At 45.0% G+C, this 15827-nt stretch carries 17 protein-coding genes and 1 tRNA gene; 8 read left to right on the top strand and 10 right to left on the bottom strand.

Annotated features, from left to right (window positions below; all coding sequences use genetic code 11):
• Positions 1-253: 253 nt before the first annotated feature.
• From QUA83_RS28405 to QUA83_RS28395, 3 genes are all read right to left on the bottom strand, one after another.
• Positions 254-327: transfer RNA gene (locus tag QUA83_RS28405), tRNA-Asp, on the bottom strand.
• 56 nt (positions 328-383) lie between these two features.
• Positions 384-1466 (bottom strand): esterase-like activity of phytase family protein, encoded by a 1083-nt coding sequence (locus QUA83_RS28400; RefSeq protein WP_333297435.1) that lies wholly within the window; start codon positions 1464-1466, stop codon positions 384-386.
• A gap of 133 nt (positions 1467-1599) precedes the next feature.
• Positions 1600-3450, bottom strand: coding sequence for a TM0106 family RecB-like putative nuclease (locus QUA83_RS28395; RefSeq protein WP_333297433.1), 1851 nt, complete (start codon positions 3448-3450; stop codon positions 1600-1602).
• 159 nt (positions 3451-3609) lie between these two features.
• On the opposite strand from QUA83_RS28395, the gene QUA83_RS28390 reads away from it, so the two are divergent.
• The 3 genes from QUA83_RS28390 to QUA83_RS28380 all read left to right on the top strand — a co-directional run bounded on the left by QUA83_RS28390 (position 3610) and on the right by QUA83_RS28380 (position 6103).
• Positions 3610-4788, top strand: coding sequence for an aminotransferase class V-fold PLP-dependent enzyme (locus QUA83_RS28390; RefSeq protein WP_333297432.1), 1179 nt, complete (start codon positions 3610-3612; stop codon positions 4786-4788).
• A 299-nt stretch (positions 4789-5087) separates the two neighbouring features.
• Positions 5088-5438 carry a hypothetical protein gene (locus QUA83_RS28385; protein WP_333297429.1) on the top strand — a complete coding sequence of 117 codons (351 nt, stop codon included), beginning with the start codon at positions 5088-5090 and terminating at the stop codon, positions 5436-5438.
• A gap of 5 nt (positions 5439-5443) precedes the next feature.
• Positions 5444-6103 (top strand): hypothetical protein, encoded by a 660-nt coding sequence (locus QUA83_RS28380; protein WP_333069441.1) that lies wholly within the window; start codon positions 5444-5446, stop codon positions 6101-6103.
• Between the two features lie 41 nt (positions 6104-6144).
• Here the strand turns inward: QUA83_RS28380 and QUA83_RS28375 are convergent, their stop codons facing one another.
• From QUA83_RS28375 to QUA83_RS28360, 4 genes are all read right to left on the bottom strand, one after another.
• A complete protein-coding gene (locus tag QUA83_RS28375) occupies positions 6145-6432 on the bottom strand; it encodes a DUF433 domain-containing protein (RefSeq protein WP_333297428.1) in 288 nt (95 codons plus the stop codon).
• A gap of 4 nt (positions 6433-6436) precedes the next feature.
• Positions 6437-6781: an endoribonuclease MazF gene (mazF, locus tag QUA83_RS28370; RefSeq protein WP_333055049.1), complete on the bottom strand. Its 345-nt coding sequence runs from the start codon at positions 6779-6781 to the stop codon at positions 6437-6439.
• On the bottom strand, positions 6778-7020 hold the full coding sequence (locus tag QUA83_RS28365) for an AbrB/MazE/SpoVT family DNA-binding domain-containing protein (protein WP_333267447.1): 243 nt from the start codon (positions 7018-7020) through the stop codon (positions 6778-6780). Before QUA83_RS28365 ends, mazF begins: the two co-directional genes overlap by 4 nt.
• Before the next feature lie 283 nt (positions 7021-7303).
• Positions 7304-8551, bottom strand: a complete 1248-nt coding sequence (locus QUA83_RS28360; RefSeq protein WP_333297426.1) for a ferrochelatase — start codon at positions 8549-8551, stop codon at positions 7304-7306.
• A 716-nt stretch (positions 8552-9267) separates the two neighbouring features.
• Between QUA83_RS28360 and QUA83_RS28355 the strand changes: the two genes are divergently transcribed.
• Positions 9268-9852, top strand: a complete 585-nt coding sequence (locus QUA83_RS28355; protein WP_333297423.1) for a hypothetical protein — start codon at positions 9268-9270, stop codon at positions 9850-9852.
• Positions 9845-10570 carry a DUF3120 domain-containing protein gene (locus QUA83_RS28350; protein ID WP_333297420.1) on the top strand — a complete coding sequence of 242 codons (726 nt, stop codon included), beginning with the start codon at positions 9845-9847 and terminating at the stop codon, positions 10568-10570. Before QUA83_RS28355 ends, QUA83_RS28350 begins: the two co-directional genes overlap by 8 nt.
• A gap of 124 nt (positions 10571-10694) precedes the next feature.
• Here the strand turns inward: QUA83_RS28350 and QUA83_RS28345 are convergent, their stop codons facing one another.
• Complete coding sequence (locus QUA83_RS28345; RefSeq protein ID WP_333297417.1) at positions 10695-11165, bottom strand: aspartyl protease family protein; 471 nt, start codon at positions 11163-11165, stop codon at positions 10695-10697.
• Between the two features lie 120 nt (positions 11166-11285).
• On the opposite strand from QUA83_RS28345, the gene QUA83_RS28340 reads away from it, so the two are divergent.
• Positions 11286-12134 carry an alpha/beta hydrolase gene (locus QUA83_RS28340; RefSeq protein ID WP_333297416.1) on the top strand — a complete coding sequence of 283 codons (849 nt, stop codon included), beginning with the start codon at positions 11286-11288 and terminating at the stop codon, positions 12132-12134.
• 108 nt (positions 12135-12242) lie between these two features.
• On the top strand, positions 12243-13415 hold the full coding sequence (locus tag QUA83_RS28335) for a pentapeptide repeat-containing protein (protein WP_333297413.1): 1173 nt from the start codon (positions 12243-12245) through the stop codon (positions 13413-13415).
• Positions 13416-13853: 438 nt separating this feature from the next.
• On the opposite strand, the gene QUA83_RS28330 is transcribed toward QUA83_RS28335, so the two are convergent.
• Both QUA83_RS28330 and QUA83_RS28325 read right to left on the bottom strand, forming a co-directional pair.
• Positions 13854-14015: a hypothetical protein gene (locus QUA83_RS28330; RefSeq protein WP_333297411.1), complete on the bottom strand. Its 162-nt coding sequence runs from the start codon at positions 14013-14015 to the stop codon at positions 13854-13856.
• Positions 13999-14877, bottom strand: coding sequence for a choice-of-anchor L family PEP-CTERM protein (locus tag QUA83_RS28325; RefSeq protein WP_333297408.1), 879 nt, complete (start codon positions 14875-14877; stop codon positions 13999-14001). Before QUA83_RS28325 ends, QUA83_RS28330 begins: the two co-directional genes overlap by 17 nt.
• A 221-nt stretch (positions 14878-15098) precedes the next feature.
• Here QUA83_RS28325 and QUA83_RS28320 point away from each other — a divergent pair, with 221 nt between their 5' ends.
• Entirely contained in the window at positions 15099-15620 is a 522-nt protein-coding gene (locus tag QUA83_RS28320; RefSeq protein WP_333297407.1) for a hypothetical protein, read from the top strand.
• Positions 15621-15827: the final 207 nt, after the last annotated feature.

Here is a 15827-nt window from a genome sequence, read left to right as displayed (position 1 = left end):
ATCTTTATTTGACGATTTTACTAGCTTTTTCATTTTAACTCTTTTTTGACACATTCGCAAAAGTGAGATGCACCCAACATATAACATATCGCCGTTTATCTTGTGTAAATATCATAAGATTCGCAGTCAGGACTTTAGTCTTTTTTTCTCTGCAGGAGGACTGAAGTCCTGACTACAAACGAAGTCAATTTAGAAATAGATTTATGAAAGGTTTAAACTTTTGAAAGGTTTAAACTTTCAACTTACGAGAGAACGGGACAGACGGGGCTCGAACCCGCAACTTCCGCCGTGACAGGGCGGTGCTCTAACCAATTGAACTACTGTCCCTCGTTTTGCCGTTTTTTCAGGCACAATTTCTATTATGCCTATAACTTCACCTTTTGTCAAGAGGTTTTTTGAACTTTTATTTGGAAGCCCAAAATCTGAGTCTCTTGCAACGGGCCGAAGTTGTTGTCGCTCACCAAAATCAGACCTCTGCTACCATCGCCTAACACCGGCCCAAATGTCAACCCCTCAATGTTGTCTAGGGGAATTTTCAGGGTTTCCAAATCCAGCAGCAGGCGTTTTTGAGCGGGAGAAACCTCGCCCAGACGGCTTTTGAGGCTTTCAAGTGCTTCAATACGATCGCCCTTTTCCAGAGAAATCTCAAAAATTCTGATAGTTGTGCCGGTTTCCAGGGAGAAAGCACGCTCTAAACTCAGCAAGCGGTTATCGTCTATCGCCAACAAATCCACTAAGCCGTTGCTAGTTAATTTTCCCACAGGATTCGCACCAGCGGGTAGCGGTTCGGTGATGTAGAGAAACGATGCTTCTGGATTGCCGCTCACCGCATCGTAGCGCAAAATCCGGCACGGACTCCCGGTTTCCAGGGAAGCTACGGCGCCATCTTGAACCAAGGCGTTTTCGGTAGCTGTAAATAGGTATTTGCGATCGGGCGTTAAAGTTAAACTTTCAAATGATAGATTGTTGCGGACGCCTTTAGTGCCCTTGTCGTCGGGCAAAAATACGTCAGGAATTGGCAGCGTTTTCAGGAGTTTACCATCGAGGGAGAACTCTTTGATAAAAGGATTTATTTGGCGCTCGACATCTCCCTCAGAAGAAACAAACACGCTATTGCCAGTAAAAGCTATCCCTTCCGGATCTAAACTTAATTCAGGAAAACCTTTGCCGTTTTCATCTAATAAAGTAGTGACACCAGTAAAAGTAATTTGCTCTTTTTCCAGTTTACCCGATTGTAAGTTAATTTTGAGAGTATAGAAGCGCGCCGGAGCCTTGCTGCTGCGGTCATCAGAAATGGCATAATAAACTTGTTTCTCTGCATCATAAGTAATGCCCGAAAGTCCGCCAATTTCCGTCCCCTGAAACGGAGAACCTGTAGGAAATATTGCTCTCCCGATAAAATCTATTTTCGTAACAGCGAAAGATTTGGCTGACTGGTTTACCCAAATAGCAACTGTTGCTGCCATCAAAAAACAGACAATAAATATAGTTGCTTTTGCTAGCCTTCGCATTTTACCAATAAATACATTATTACCTATCTTCCTCTTCCCCTTCTTCCTTCGCGCCCTTTGCGTCTTCGCGGTTCGTTAAATCTAAAAATCACCGCTCATGATTCAGCAAAAAATTGGTCAACCAATCTTTAACCACATAAGTAGCACGACAGTCGTCCTCATTGTACCGGACGATCGCCTCCAAGAGCGATCGATCGCCAGTTTTGAGCCAATCGTCGTACCAGCAGACGCACTGAGCACCATTAGCCTTAGCATCTCGCCAGTCAAAACCCAGCCAGCGGGCAATTGGTTTGAGTGCGTAACTTTCCACGGGCATAATCGCCTTTTGCGTCACTTGTTTGTGAATATCTACAAACCGTTTCAGCACAGGTTTCCACAAATAAGCGGGAGTATTGTAAAGTTTAGCCAGTCGCTTAAAAGTCTTGACTTCATAGTCGCAAAAATGGAAAATCGGAGCAATAGGATAAGCCCACATTAATTCTAAAAATTGCTGCCAGATTGCACCTTCCTCTGCTGCTGATTCTGCTAAAAAACCGTGGAATTTTTCCGTATTGTTGTACCTGTCAACAACTAAGACTCCGTGGAGGTAATCTAAGTTTAACTCTGGTTCGGCTTCAATATCAAAGTAGAGTTCGATTGGGGCGATCGGCAAAAAGACAGATTGAGAATAGGGAATGGGTTTCTTGCGGAGAATTGGCGCAGGTATAGAAGATGTGGCAGGTTTATTTTCTCTTATTTTTACTTCTTCAACTGCGATGTCATTCAAGATATTGTCTACAATATCTGGTACTCTTTCAGATGAGTTAAGTTCTTCTGAGTTCTCACTTCTACGTTTTTCTGAATCGTTAATCAGTGTATCCGTGTCAAAATCCGTGTCGTGCCTTCCTTCTTCCTTCTTCCCTCTTCCTTCTTCCTTCTTCCTGACATCCGTTACATCCGTTACAAAATCCGTTGCCGAACTTCCTTCTTCCCGCAACAGCGGTTGATTTAGCAACTGAGATTGAGCTTGCTGCACCACATCAAAAGCAACTCTGTCAGGGAATTCTGGATACTCAGCTAGCAGTGCGGAACTAGCATTAGCGAGAGCTTCAACATCAGTAATTTTGAGAGTTTTTAGTCTAGCATAGCGGCTGGCACTAACTCCCGGCAATAACGAAAGATGTTTAATAGATTCTGCTTCGGCGTGACAGATAGTATACCAACCGCAAAGATTGCACTTTTGCCGAGAAATAAACACTTCTGGCTTATCCCGATTTTCTATCATCTGAATGCAGTTGTCTAAAATCTCGAACATCTGAGGAGTTCGCTGGTCGAGATTCACCTGCCACCACCCTTTTTTTCGCAGCATCAGCCACGCAGTCTCTGGCATTGTTTCCTGTACGGAAGCTAAAACTTGGGCGTGAAAAGCTGCGATAATTTGATACTCTTGTTTTGGTCGCTTGCTAAGCCAAATATCCGCAGTAATATAACTCCAATCGCCAAATTTTGATTGTCCAGGCTGTTTGATTAATAAATGGGGACGGCTGATTAGGGTAATGTTTGAAGAGTGAAGATTGGAGGATGAAAGATGAAGGGGAGTTTCGGGGAGTTCGCCAAATTCTGGGAAATATTGACTGTCAATTCCTACCAGAGAAGTTGTTGCGCCCTTGGTTTGGCCGAATTCGCCCTGGATCAGAACTCCTCGGTAAATGCGATCGACCCCTTGCTGCATTAAACTCAATGTAGCGGCCGCGCCAGCTTCCCAATCCCCTCTAGGATAATATGGTTGTTGGTAAGTCTCGTGTTCCAAAGCTTGCTGCTGGTATGCCGCGCTGTCGCGCATCAGTTTCAGCAAAAAGTCGCTGGGGGGATCTAGTTGTTTCCAGTCTCCGCAGGTGTCTAAAAATGCTCGGAGATGGCATCGGTGATAGGAAAGTAGTAGTTTGTCAGTTATTAACATTTAGTATTCGCAAGGCATAGAATAATTAGAAGGAAAGCACGACACGGATTTTGACACGGATACACGGATTGATTATTTAGCTTGAGGCAAAATCAAAGGATATAAAGTTCACACCATCAGTTATTCAATATTAACGCTATCAATAATTCGCCAGAAAAAATGACAAAGGACAATCACCGGCAACAATTCCCAGCTTTGGCCAATAAAGCTTATTTTAACTACGGCGGACAAGGGCCGCTGCCTGAGCCTGCTTTAGAGGCGATTTATGAGGCTTACAAACGGGTGCAGCTTGGGGGGCCGTTTTCGGGGGAGGTGGGGGCTTGGGTGGTTCAGGAGGCGATGCTGACTCGACGTGCGATCGCATCTGAGTTGACGGTACCTCCTGAAACCATCGCCCTAACTGAAGATGTCACCGTCGGCTGCAATATTGCGCTGTGGGGCATTGACTGGAAAGCAGGCGACCATTTGCTGATTTCTGACTGCGAACACCCCGGCGTTGTAGCTAGTGTAATGGAACTTCAGCGCCGTTTCAAGATTGAGGTGTCGATTTGTCCGTTGGCGGCAACTTTGAATGAAGGCGATCCGGTGGCGGTGATTGCTGATAGTTTGTGGCCAAATACTCGCTTGTTGGTTATCAGTCACATTTTGTGGAATACTGGCCAAGTTTTGCCTCTGGCTGAGATTGTGAAAGTATGTCATCAAACCGGAGTCAAAGTGTTAGTTGATGCGGCTCAATCTGTGGGGGTTTTGCCTTTAAATTTGATGGGATCTGGGGTTGACTTTTATGCTTTTACTGGTCACAAATGGTGGTGCGGTCCGGAAGGTTTGGGGGGGCTTTATGTGAGTGCGGAAGCTTTGGCAGATTTGCATCCGGTGTTTATCGGTTGGCGGGGAATTGTGACGGATGCTAATGCTAAAGTCCTTGGGTGGAAGTCTGGATCGCAGCGCTATGAAATTGCGACTTCGGCTTATCCTTTGTATGCGGGTTTGCGGAGTGCGATCGCCCTGCAACATGAATGGGGTACGATCGAGGAAAGGTATGCAGAAATTTGCCGTTTGAGTAAGTATCTCTGGGAGCGTTTGTCGGAACTTCCCCATGTGGAATGTTTGCGGACATCTGCGCCGGAAGCTGGTTTGGTTTCGTTTCGATTAACTAATGGGATGCCGCACAAAAAGCTGGTCGATTTGTTGGAAAAACAGGGAATTATGGTAAGGACAATTCTTAATCCTGATTGTGTGCGGGCTTGTGTTCACTATTTTACAACTGAGGCGGAGATTGATAAGTTGGTTGGGGCGATCGCCATTCAATTAGTAGAGCCGGGGCGGGTTTATTTATAGTCCTGGACGCACGGGTAGTCAGAAACCGGGTTTTTGCCCAGAAGACAGGTTACAGCCACAGAAACGGCCAAAAACCCGGTTTCGAGGAGTCGGAGTGCGTAAATCCTGTCCTATTATTTTAAGCTGGGATTTACTAGCCGTTGTTTTTTCGTTGGGTTTACATTAGGATATGGTAAGGAGGTTAAACTATGCAGATTAAAAATAATAAAAAACTTAGGTTGCGAAGCGGTGCAAACTCGAGATCGTCTCAGAGGTTTCGTTCGCCGGGTCCAGAAGCACTCTGTTCGATCGGCAATGGTGTGATTGCTACCCTCCAAACAAAAACAGGACAGTACCGCATTATTGAGGAACGTGACTTTCAAGAAATGTATGGACTAGCTCGTGATGTCGATCGGCTAAGGGGAGGATTGCGTTTCGTCATCTTGGCTGTGCGTGCGGCACAAAAACACCCTGATCCAGAGAATCTTCATCTACTTGCTGAAGCAGTTGCTATGCTGGGAGACTTGCCAGAGCTTCCTACCCGCAATAGCTTCGAGCGATTAGTTCCAGAGAATTTCGACTTGGATGAGGATGATGAAGTGATGCTTGACCCTGATGAAATTGAGCGTCCTCTGCAATCTGAGAATGCGATCGACAATAGGATAGATTGATTGTGATGGCTGTAGCAAATAATGAGCCTAACAATCTGGAAACTCTTGAAAATCAGCTACGCGCACTTTCTCACGACGATACAGTTCTCACAATTATTCAGGACTTTGCCGATCGACTTGGTAAGACAAAAGACCGTCAGAAAGTTTTCGGAGCAGAGGGAGCGCTGGTGCGTCAGCCAATTGAATATCAGGATATGTTAGCAAAAGGTCTGATTCGCGACGATGAAGATGCCTTCGCCCTTTTGCAGGGAGATATTGTTAGTAGTGATGCTGGCTACTTCTTGGGAGAGCGCATTACTAACATGAAATTTGCTATCGCAAGCTCAACCTGTGACCTTGTTCAGGGTCGCCGCGATTATGCCTCACTGCTGCGATTGCAACCAATTTTTTCTGACGCTCCTGATGCAAAGCAACTCCTCAGTGAAATGCTAAAGTTCAAATCCACTAAGCGAATGTATCTTCCACCATTACCAGGGGACTCTAGCAATGTAGTGGGCAATGCTGTAGTATTTGATGGGGTTATACAGATACGCCTTGATGATTTGCTGTTAGCGACACGGCACGCCAGCCTAAGTCTTGTCGGGTGGAGGATATTTGGTTCTCTTGTTCGGACAATTATGGTGCGAGCAGGTGCTAGTGAAACAGAAATGAGATCGAAAGCCTAACGGCAAAGTGGAACCATCGCCGATCAATGCTACTGCTCCTTCTAGACATTAGCAGTTTCGAGAATTTGCTCAGCGGCAATAGAGGCATCTATTTCCTGACAGTGGGCCGCATAAAAAGCGAAAACATCGTTCACTTGAGCTTCACTTAAATCATACTCAGTGGCAATTTGGTTTGGCGAAAAACCCCATTTCTGGGCTGTAACTACTACTGTTTGCACCCGCAACCGAGGGCCGCGCAAAACGGGTACGAGTTCGTCGCTAGCGCCGCGCACATAGGTGATTTCAGGAAAAGTGCGATCGTCTGATTTATCCAGCCCCGTTAACTTCATGCTTTTACAATAACAACGGCTCTATTTTAGCTTGTACCTCTTCAATTACATCTTGAGATACCGACTCAACCAATCGAATACCGCGAGCTTTCCAGTCTAAACACTTAATTTGATCTGCAAGAATTACTCCCTGAACTTTTAATCCAGTGGGTAGGATAACTTCAAAAGGATACCCTTTTTGTTGTTTTGTAATCGGCATAAATAGAGCTAAGGAGCTTTTCTCGTTGTAGGAGCGAGGCGACAGCACAAAAGCAGGTCTAAGTCCTTTTTGCTCGTGTCCCTTAGTTGGGTCAAAGTCTAAATAAACGATATCGCCTCGACTCGGAATGTAGGGATTTGATTGTGTCACCAAACTTCGTTCCCCACAGCAATTCCAGTATCAATCTCAGTATGAACATTCTCTGGCGTCATTGCCTCAATGAGCTCTTCAAGCGAATACCGCCGACGAACGATAGGCTCGATTGTCAGCTTGCCATCTATCAAGACAAGCTTCACTTCGGAACCCTCAGCCAAGTTAATCTCTTTAGCTAAATTCTGTGGAATCCGAATAGCAAGACTGTTTCCCCATTTTGCGATCGTCGCAACCATAGCCTGAACCTCTAGTTAGTGATATCACTCTGAGGAATTTACCCTTTCTCAGAGTATGTATATACAGAGTATCTACAGTGTAGCGACTAAGCGGATGTTTGACAAGCACAGAAAATTTGATAAAAAAGCAAATCGCCCTTTCCCTAAAAACACCAAAGGTCGATCGACCTTTTCACCTCAATCAATCTCGATTTACCCACTCCCACAAAAGAAACCGGGTTTTTGCTTAATCTGCCGTCTTCAACGCAGTATTGTGACAAAAACCCGGTTTCTGAGATCCTAATTAATGACTGTGCCCATGCCCGTGAGAATGGCCGTGCCCGCCATGAGAATGCCCGTGATCACCATGAGAATGCCCGTGTCCTTCGTGAGAATGCCCGTGCCCGCCATGAGAATGACCGTGCCCTTCATGAGAATGCGCGTGTTCGCGGTGCGCCGAAGCCAAACTCGGATTAACAGCAACCGCAGTCTCACTCAACAACGCTTCAATCTGCGGATTTGCCCACTCAGCCGCCATTTTCAGAAACTCTGGATGGTCGTTAACGCAAGGCAATTTGCGGTAAGTAACTCCTTGACGCTGTTTCTGTAAAGACTCAATAATGTGGTCTACATCTAACAAAGTTTCGTGATTTTCGGTCGCAAATCCGATCGGCATAAAGACGATCGCAGTTGCACCCAAATCAATCAAATTCTTCGCAGCCAACGTCGCATCCGGCTGCGTCCATTCAATCAGCGGTGTGTCGTGATTCAGCCAACCCACCGAAATCAAAGGATAGCGATACATCAAACGTTCCCGCACGCGATCGTACAAAGCTTGACTTTCCACAATTCCCGAAGTAAAGCCCTTCGCCTTGTGCGGACAACCGTGATTCATCAGCACAATCCCAATCTGAGAAGGCAAATGCGCTACAGCTAAATCGTTCTTAATTTCCTCTTCAACCAAATGCGCCATCAAATCGATGTAAGCAGGTTCATCGTAAAAAGAAGGAATGTAGCGCTGTCCTTTTACCCAATGTTCCTTACCATCAAAGGTTTGTGCTAAAGCTTTATTCACCTGTTCGACAGCAATGCCGCTGGTGAAAACAGAATCAACTACCAACAGCGGATAAATCAGAATTTTGTCAAATCCTTCTGCTTGAATTTGAGGGATTACTTGTTCCGGCAAAAACGGCGCGCAAAAGTTAAAAGCTTTGAACACTTTTACTTTATCGCCCCATTTTTCCTGTAAATTCTTTTCAATCCCGGCGCGCTGCTGTTCAAAAATTGCATTGTGCGGCGAAACGAATTGACCGTGTTGGTGACTCCACTCGTGCAAGTCAAAGATTGCTAAAATCTTCGCCAGCGGCGGATAAATCCAAAGCGGTACTGGCGCAAACTTTGCCGTAAGCAAATTTAAAGCTTGTTCGTTGTAGTTGGCAAAATCGTCGTAGCTTTCGACTTCGCCGTAACCCATCAGCAATACAGCAACGCGATCGTTACTTGCGGGTGCTGCAGATGTTTTGAAATCGATTTTTTCTGGAGAAGCAACCACTTTGTATTCCTCAATTTTATTTATTCTAAGAGATCCAGGCAGGATGAAGGGTGAATCTGAGATTTTTCATTGTTTGCGATCGCACGACTGACGTGCGCGGGGCTGATTCCCGGTTTCTTCGCCCATACTTCCCGGTCAAACCTCTTATTTATCCTAGAAACCGGATTGATGAGCATCAGTCCTAAGTAGGTTTTTTGACAAGCGAATTTCAAAGGTGGTACCCGCCACGTGATTTATCCGTGGAATCAATCCCAAATCGAAAATCCTCAAGCCGCCACATTTATCTCGCGCAAGTCAATCTAAAATCTCAAATCTCAAATCTCAAATCGATTGACCCTGACCCGAAATTCGTAGGGCAGCTAAGCTGGCACGCCTCTTAATTTTCACAATCCTGTTTGTTTAAGCTTTTGTGGGGTCGGCTTCGATGTCGCCCGAAAAGTTAAATCTAAATACAGAACTGCTTAAAACTAGAATCAGCCTTTGCTAAGCTTGACAGGAGATGGGGCGGGGGGGGATAAGTTTCATGTTTTCTTAAGACTCCCTCACCTTGCCTCAGATTAATGCCGTTTGGAGCGTTCCCAGCTTTTAACTTGGGGGGATACTCTTCAAACTTGACTCTATTATAAGTTTAACACCCTATCCCCTGGGGTAGTATATGATATAGTAGGTATATGATAAAGTTATGTTGCGAACTATATTAACTTTCTTGACGAACTATGAGACTGGTAATTTGCCCCGGAGTCCACGAACCAAAGCTAACTGACTGTTTCCTGGCGGGACTTTCGGGGCTTTGGGGAGTGGCAGCCGATCGACAAAACCAGCAAATAGTCGATCGTGTCAAGATTTTTCCCGCTCATAAATATCCGCCTTTCTCGGCTCTTGACATATTGCACTTTTTGTGGAGTGAAGAGTTAGCAGGAGAAAGTCTAGTATTTGTCAGCTTTTCGGCAGGAGTAGCCGGGGCGATCGGGGCGGCTTGGATGTGGCAGCAACTCGGTGGCAAAGTCGGGGCATTTTTTGCCTTAGACGGTTGGGGAGTACCCCTGGGGGGCAATTTTCCCATCCACCGCATCAGCCACGATCGCTTTACGCACTGGAGTTCAGCAATTCTCGGTGGCGGTGGAGAAAGCTTTTATGCAGATCCGGCGATCGAACATTTGGATTTATGGCGAGATCCCCAAACGGCAAAAGGCTGGCACGTCAGCCAAACCGCCGCCGGGATTGAGACTGTCGCACCCACAACCGCAGCAAAATTTTTAGTCCACCTATTGAAACAATACGGAGTCCAATCAGTTGTTTAATCTTAATTTAGTATCCTCAGCGATCGCACCTATTGCCACCCTCGCCGGCCTCGACAATTCTGTCACTTCAGGCACAACAAACAGCATCAAACAGTGGTTAATATTTAGTGCCTCAGCATTTTTAGTCTCCATTCCAGTATTCGTGCAAGCACCCTTAGTGCGCTTATATCCAACTATCAGTTTGCTGTCAACTATCCCCTGGTTCGTTGTGAGTTTAATTCTAATTTTCCGCCCCAAAACACAACTTTGGGGAGATTTATTATTAGGATTTGCGGGATGTTGGCTGGCAGGTTCTATCTATTGGGGCTGGTTCAGATGGGAACCTATTTTACATCTACCTATAGAAGCAATTGGCTTGCCTTTTGCTATTTGGTGCTTGGGCAAATCTTGGGGAAAAGTTGGCGGCTATTTTTACTTGGGTTCGCTATTTGGCACTGCTATTACTGATTTATATTTTTATTTAACAGGGTTGATGCCCTACTGGCGGCAAGTGATGCACGCGGAACCGGAATTAGCAATGCCGATTTTTCAAAGTGCGATCGGTCAAATCGAAACTCCTTGGGGCATAGGCTGTGCTTTAGTTCTAATCGCTGTGTTGCTAACAGTCGGTTTGCTGAGTTTGCGCGATCGAGAACTGCACTGGCGCGCTTTCAGCGGCGCTGTGTTAAGCACGCTTTTGGTAGATGGTTTATTTTGGTTGGCTGCTTCTGCTGCTTAAGATTTATGATTAGTTTTTATGTTGGTAATTTTTTACCGCAGATGTGGGCGGATTGACGCAGATTAATGCAGATTTTTTTGAGATTACCGACTTTTTTAAGAAGTTGGTAATCTGGGTATTTTTTTTAGCATCTGCCTGTTAACTTGATATAAGTTACAGGATAGTTAGGATTAGTGGGATTCCCGATTAACCGCTGATTCCTACAATCGACAAGCAAATCTAACTTCTCTAAAACCACCTGACCAATCAACACCTCATCACCTGTCACCAGAGCATCCTCGGTAGTCCTACGCCCCTCAATTTCAATTAATATAGCCTCCGTTACTCCTACGGTTTCCTGACGACCATCAGCATACTTAACAAGCTGCTGTCCTATAATTCGTAAACCTAGCTGCTGTACCATCTCTGCTGAAATTACTAGGTAAACCGATCCTGTATCTACTAGAGCTTCTGTTTCACACTCACGCAACAGCCTAGGCGCGAGCAACCCTCGACTAATTAGAGCTTCATCTATGGCATTGGTCAGCTTTACCTGAGTCTTAACTGCCCCCATGTTCTTAATTCCATCCAATTCTAATTTATTTAATTCTTTCATATTAAATTTCCTTTTAATCTTTTGCTGCTTACATTATACGAGTTCGGCTAACCCAGACGCGATCGCCCCTCATTCCTATATGATTTAAAATTATCACTCAAAACTCAAAACTACTTAATCATGGCTTTCATTTCAATTCGCGGTGTAGAACATTATTACGAGTGGATAACGGCAGATAACAGTGCTGGGCCCAGCGGCAAACCCGTGATGGTATTTCTCCACGGCTGGGCGGGTTCAGCGCGCTACTGGGAAAGCACGGCACGGGCTATTGCTGATGATTTTGATTGTTTGCTCTACGATATGAGAGGTTTTGGTCGATCGCCTTTGCCAAAAGAGCCTCCTGAGTCCAGCTACGAACTCGAAACCTACGCCCGCGACTTAGCTGAATTATTAGAATCTCTGAATTTAAGCCGCGTCTTTCTCAATGCTCACTCCACAGGAGCATCAATTGCTACTTTATTTCTCAACCTTTACCCCGAAAAAGTAGAAAAAGCAATTCTCACTTGCAGCGGGATTTTTGAATACGACGAAAAATCTTTTACAACTTTTCACAAATTCGGTGGCTATGTGGTAAAATATAGACCCTCTTGGCTGGCATCCATCCCGTTTGCCGATCGGCTATTTATGGCCCGGTTTTTGCGCCGTTCCCTGCCTGCAGAGGTCAGTCTGGCGTTTCTCAAGGATTTTTTAATGGCAGACGAGCAAGCTGCTATAGGTACAATGGTGACGGCAGTCAGTAAAAGAGCAGCCGAGGAAATGCCCCAAGAATTTGCGCGGCTGAGTGTTCCCACACTGCTTGTGGCCGGAGAATTCGACCAAATTATCCCCGCCGTCATGGGAGAGCAAGCCGCCTCCCTCAGCAAAAAAGTAGAATTTGTTATAATTCCGAATACGGCTCACTTTCCGATGCTGGAGGATGCCGCAACATACTTGCAGCGAATTCGAGAATTTTTGCCAGCAGCGGCTTAGCTGAGTTATTGTTCATCTAATGTACGATCGGACAAGCAAGCTTTGAGAACGGCTTTTGCTCCGATCTTAATTTTTAATTTCTAATTTCTTAAAGCGAAAGGTGGTACAATGAACGACCTCGACCAATACTATAAAGTGCTGGGACTGTTGCCGGGAGCTTCCAGAGAAGAAATTAGCCAAGCCTACAAGGATTTAGCGTTCATTTGGCACCCCGATCGCATCCCCAAAGACAATCCCAGACTACTACAGAAAGCTGAAGAAAAGATTAAGGAAATTAATCAAGCTCGCGAACAATTGCGATCGATTCAACCAAGAGGTCAGAATCAGAACGTTCAGCACAAACATACTCAGCACAAACACACCCAGCAACAAAACACCCAGCACAAACACACCCAGCACCAAAATACCCAGCAACAAAACGCTCAGTATAGAAACACTCAGCAACAAAACACCCAGCAACAAAACGCTCAGTACAGAAACACTCAGCAACAAAATACTCAGTACAGAAATACCCAGCAACAAACTACCCAGCAACAAACTACCCAGCAACAAACTACCCAGCAACAAAATACTCAGCAACAAAATACTCAGCAACAAAATACTCAGTACAGAAACACTCAGCAACCCAATACTCAGTACCAAAACACTCAGTACCAAAACACTCAGCAACCCAATACTCAGTACCAAAACAATCCGTACAGAAATACTCAGTATCCAAACACCCAGCACCAAAACACCCAGCCACCACCGGCAAACCCAAAAGAACCGCGGTACTCTTCTGAACCCTCTTCAGGAAAATATCCTGGAAATTATCCGGGAAACTATGGGGGAAACCCAGCAGGGCCGTATTCAGAGGCCTCCCGCTACCAATCGCAGCCACCGCCATCTCAGTCTTACCGCCAAGCTGGGCCGCAAGCTCCCGATTTGAGCGGTTCCAACTTCAAAGGAGCTTCCTTAAAAGAAAAGGATTTTTCAGGGAGAAACTTGAGCAATGCAAACCTGAGTGAAGCCGACTTAAGTGATGCTTTTTTACACAACGTCAACCTCACAGGCGCGAATTTGCACCAAGCAAACTTGTTCAGGGCCAATTTGTTAGGAGCTTGTTTGATCAATGCCAACTTGAGAGAAACCAACTTAATCGGAGCCGATTTGAGCGGTGCTGACTTGAGCGGTGCTGACTTAACAGGAGCGAAAATCGGTTACGGCGATCGAGTTATGGTCAAACTTACCCGGACTACATTAACAGGTACAATCTTACCGGACGGTACTGTTCATAGCTAAATTATTTAGTTTTTAGTCAGTGGTTGTAGACGCGGGTTTTACCCGCAATATTTGCTGCAATTCCAAATACAAAAAAATCCGCCCTTTGCGAATTTGGGATAAAAACTTATATTCTGTCCGCTAGAACAACCGCAATAAAATTGGTTCGTAGTGAGGGCATTCGTCGTCAGAATTGTATGAGGACTTGCATTCCTCGCTGCGTACCCATAATGGTTGAATTACTTGATATCGTTTCGGGTTGGATCAAAATAATAAAATCGAGTCAGCACTAAACACTCAACAGTCAACCATCATGAGGAGTGCAACCGGAATTGATATGACATGATATTACGCGATCGCGATCGTACAAACCGAGTTTTTTTACCCGGTTAAACAACTGCAACGAGGTCTTTTCGTTCATCAAACCCCGTTTCTGTCTCCAACACGGCTAGTCGAGATTCATATTACAGCAACCGCCAAAATGGTTCCTGTTCTGTTTTTTCCTTCTGCCTTCTGCCTTCTGCCTTCTGCCTTCTGCCTTCTGCCTTCTCCCCGACATCCGTTACATCCGTTACATAATCCGTTGCCGAACTTCCTTCCGTTATTAATTACTTCCGCCACGGCGATTGCGTAACTTTCGTCCAGCAGCCAGCATAACGCCTCCCGCCATCAAACCCCCCACAGTCATCGGTTCGGGAACCGGTTCAGGTGGAACCGTCCCCACAGAACCGCCTTTAATAAATACAGCCGAATCTAACTTCCCATCGCCCACATCTTTAATGCGGATACTGAGAACATTCGTCTGGTTTTGCTTGAGCAAACCCTCAAAACCTAAAACTTTAGTAAAACCGTCCAGCTTAATGGTGTTAGCAGCAATACCTGTGAAACTTGGGTTGTCAATATAGTCGGGGTGATCTGTAGAGCGATTATGTGGATCGGGAACAAGATTATTAATCGTAACTGTTTTTCCGTCGCTCAATTTTGCCAAATTAATGCCGTTCAGCAGCAGTTCAAAATCGTCATTATATTTAGAACCGCCGAACTCAGGAAACTCCTCAGAAGCAAATACATATTGAAAGAACAACTTTTCAACTGTGCTATTAGCAAAAAAGCTGAGGTTTAGCTGAGTCACATCCCCCTGTTCACCCTTAGGACCAAAGTCCGTGCTTAAATCGCTGTCCTCTGTCGTGAAGTTATCTTTCCGATTCTGACCCGGTATATCGGCGACTCTACCAGTGCTCAGAACAACACCTGATTTCAAACCGAAGGGGTCATTAGTGAAAGTACCAAAAGCAGCCGAATTACCCGTAGTTGAAACAGAGAAATTACTCAACCCGGCTGTATTAGCCCCCAATAAATTATTTTTTAAAATCTCAGCGTTATTAGTGGCCCCTACCGAAAATGCCATTGCTGGTGCTGCCAACAAACTCAGAGCAGTAGTTAAGGTAGCTGTTAAGCCAGCAATTTTGTGAGTAATTATCATAAATTTTTCCTGGAAGATACAAACCTGATCCAATGCACAACTTAATTTTTACATTATATAAGTATCAATGTCTAGGGCCTTTACAATAACTTTACATATAAGGTATTTACCTGGGGGGGGTGACAACCCGCCCCAAACCCAGACTGGGTAAAGATTGATCTCTGTTGTGGTAAAAAAAGATAGGCAGCAGAATTGTTACACGCTTGCCTATCCCAAAAAATATGTTACCAACATTTTACCAAACTCACTTACAAAAACAACTGACGCAAGCCCAGTTTATTTTACTCACAATCTTGTTGAACCTCATACAATCCGAGAAACAAGTGAGGTTAGAGAGACTGGTGCGAGTATTTCCTTACCCAATTACTACCGAAAGTCGCCGTCGCAAATTACAAAGATTTCTCGATTTACCTCACTTAACGATCACACTAATTTGGTTGCCTTTGATCGCTTATTGGTTAACAACTTATTGCTCTGTGGGACAAACCCTATCAGTGGCGATCGATCGGACTCAATGGGGCTGTATCAATCTGTTTACGATCGCCCTAATTGGGAAGAAAAGAGCCATTCCATTATACTGGTGTTTGTTACCAAAATTAGGAAGCAGTAATTTACAAGAACAAACCATCGCTCTCGAACAAGTTTTACCCTTGCTTAAAGAATATAAAGTGATCGTTTTGGGCGATCGAGAATTTTGTTCTGTAGACTTGGGAAACTGGCTCAAGACAGTGGGTGTATCGTAAGGATTCAGGTCTGAAAAATGGGAATGAGCTCAGGCATAGCCAAGGCACAAGAATGGGCAGAAATAGCCTCACGGAAAAAAGCCATTACTGAACGAGCTTGAAAACGACAGGTTTGAATCACACTCAATAGGAGAACACCACAGAACAATTGATCCTATAATAAGAGAAAGATAGTTTCATTGTCCCACCACCCTTATGCGTCCAAAA

The sequence above is a fragment of the Microcoleus sp. K1-B1 genome (assembly GCF_036704705.1).
Classification (GTDB): Bacteria; Cyanobacteriota; Cyanobacteriia; order Cyanobacteriales; family Microcoleaceae; genus Microcoleus.
This window is presented reverse-complemented; position numbering and strand designations above follow the sequence as displayed.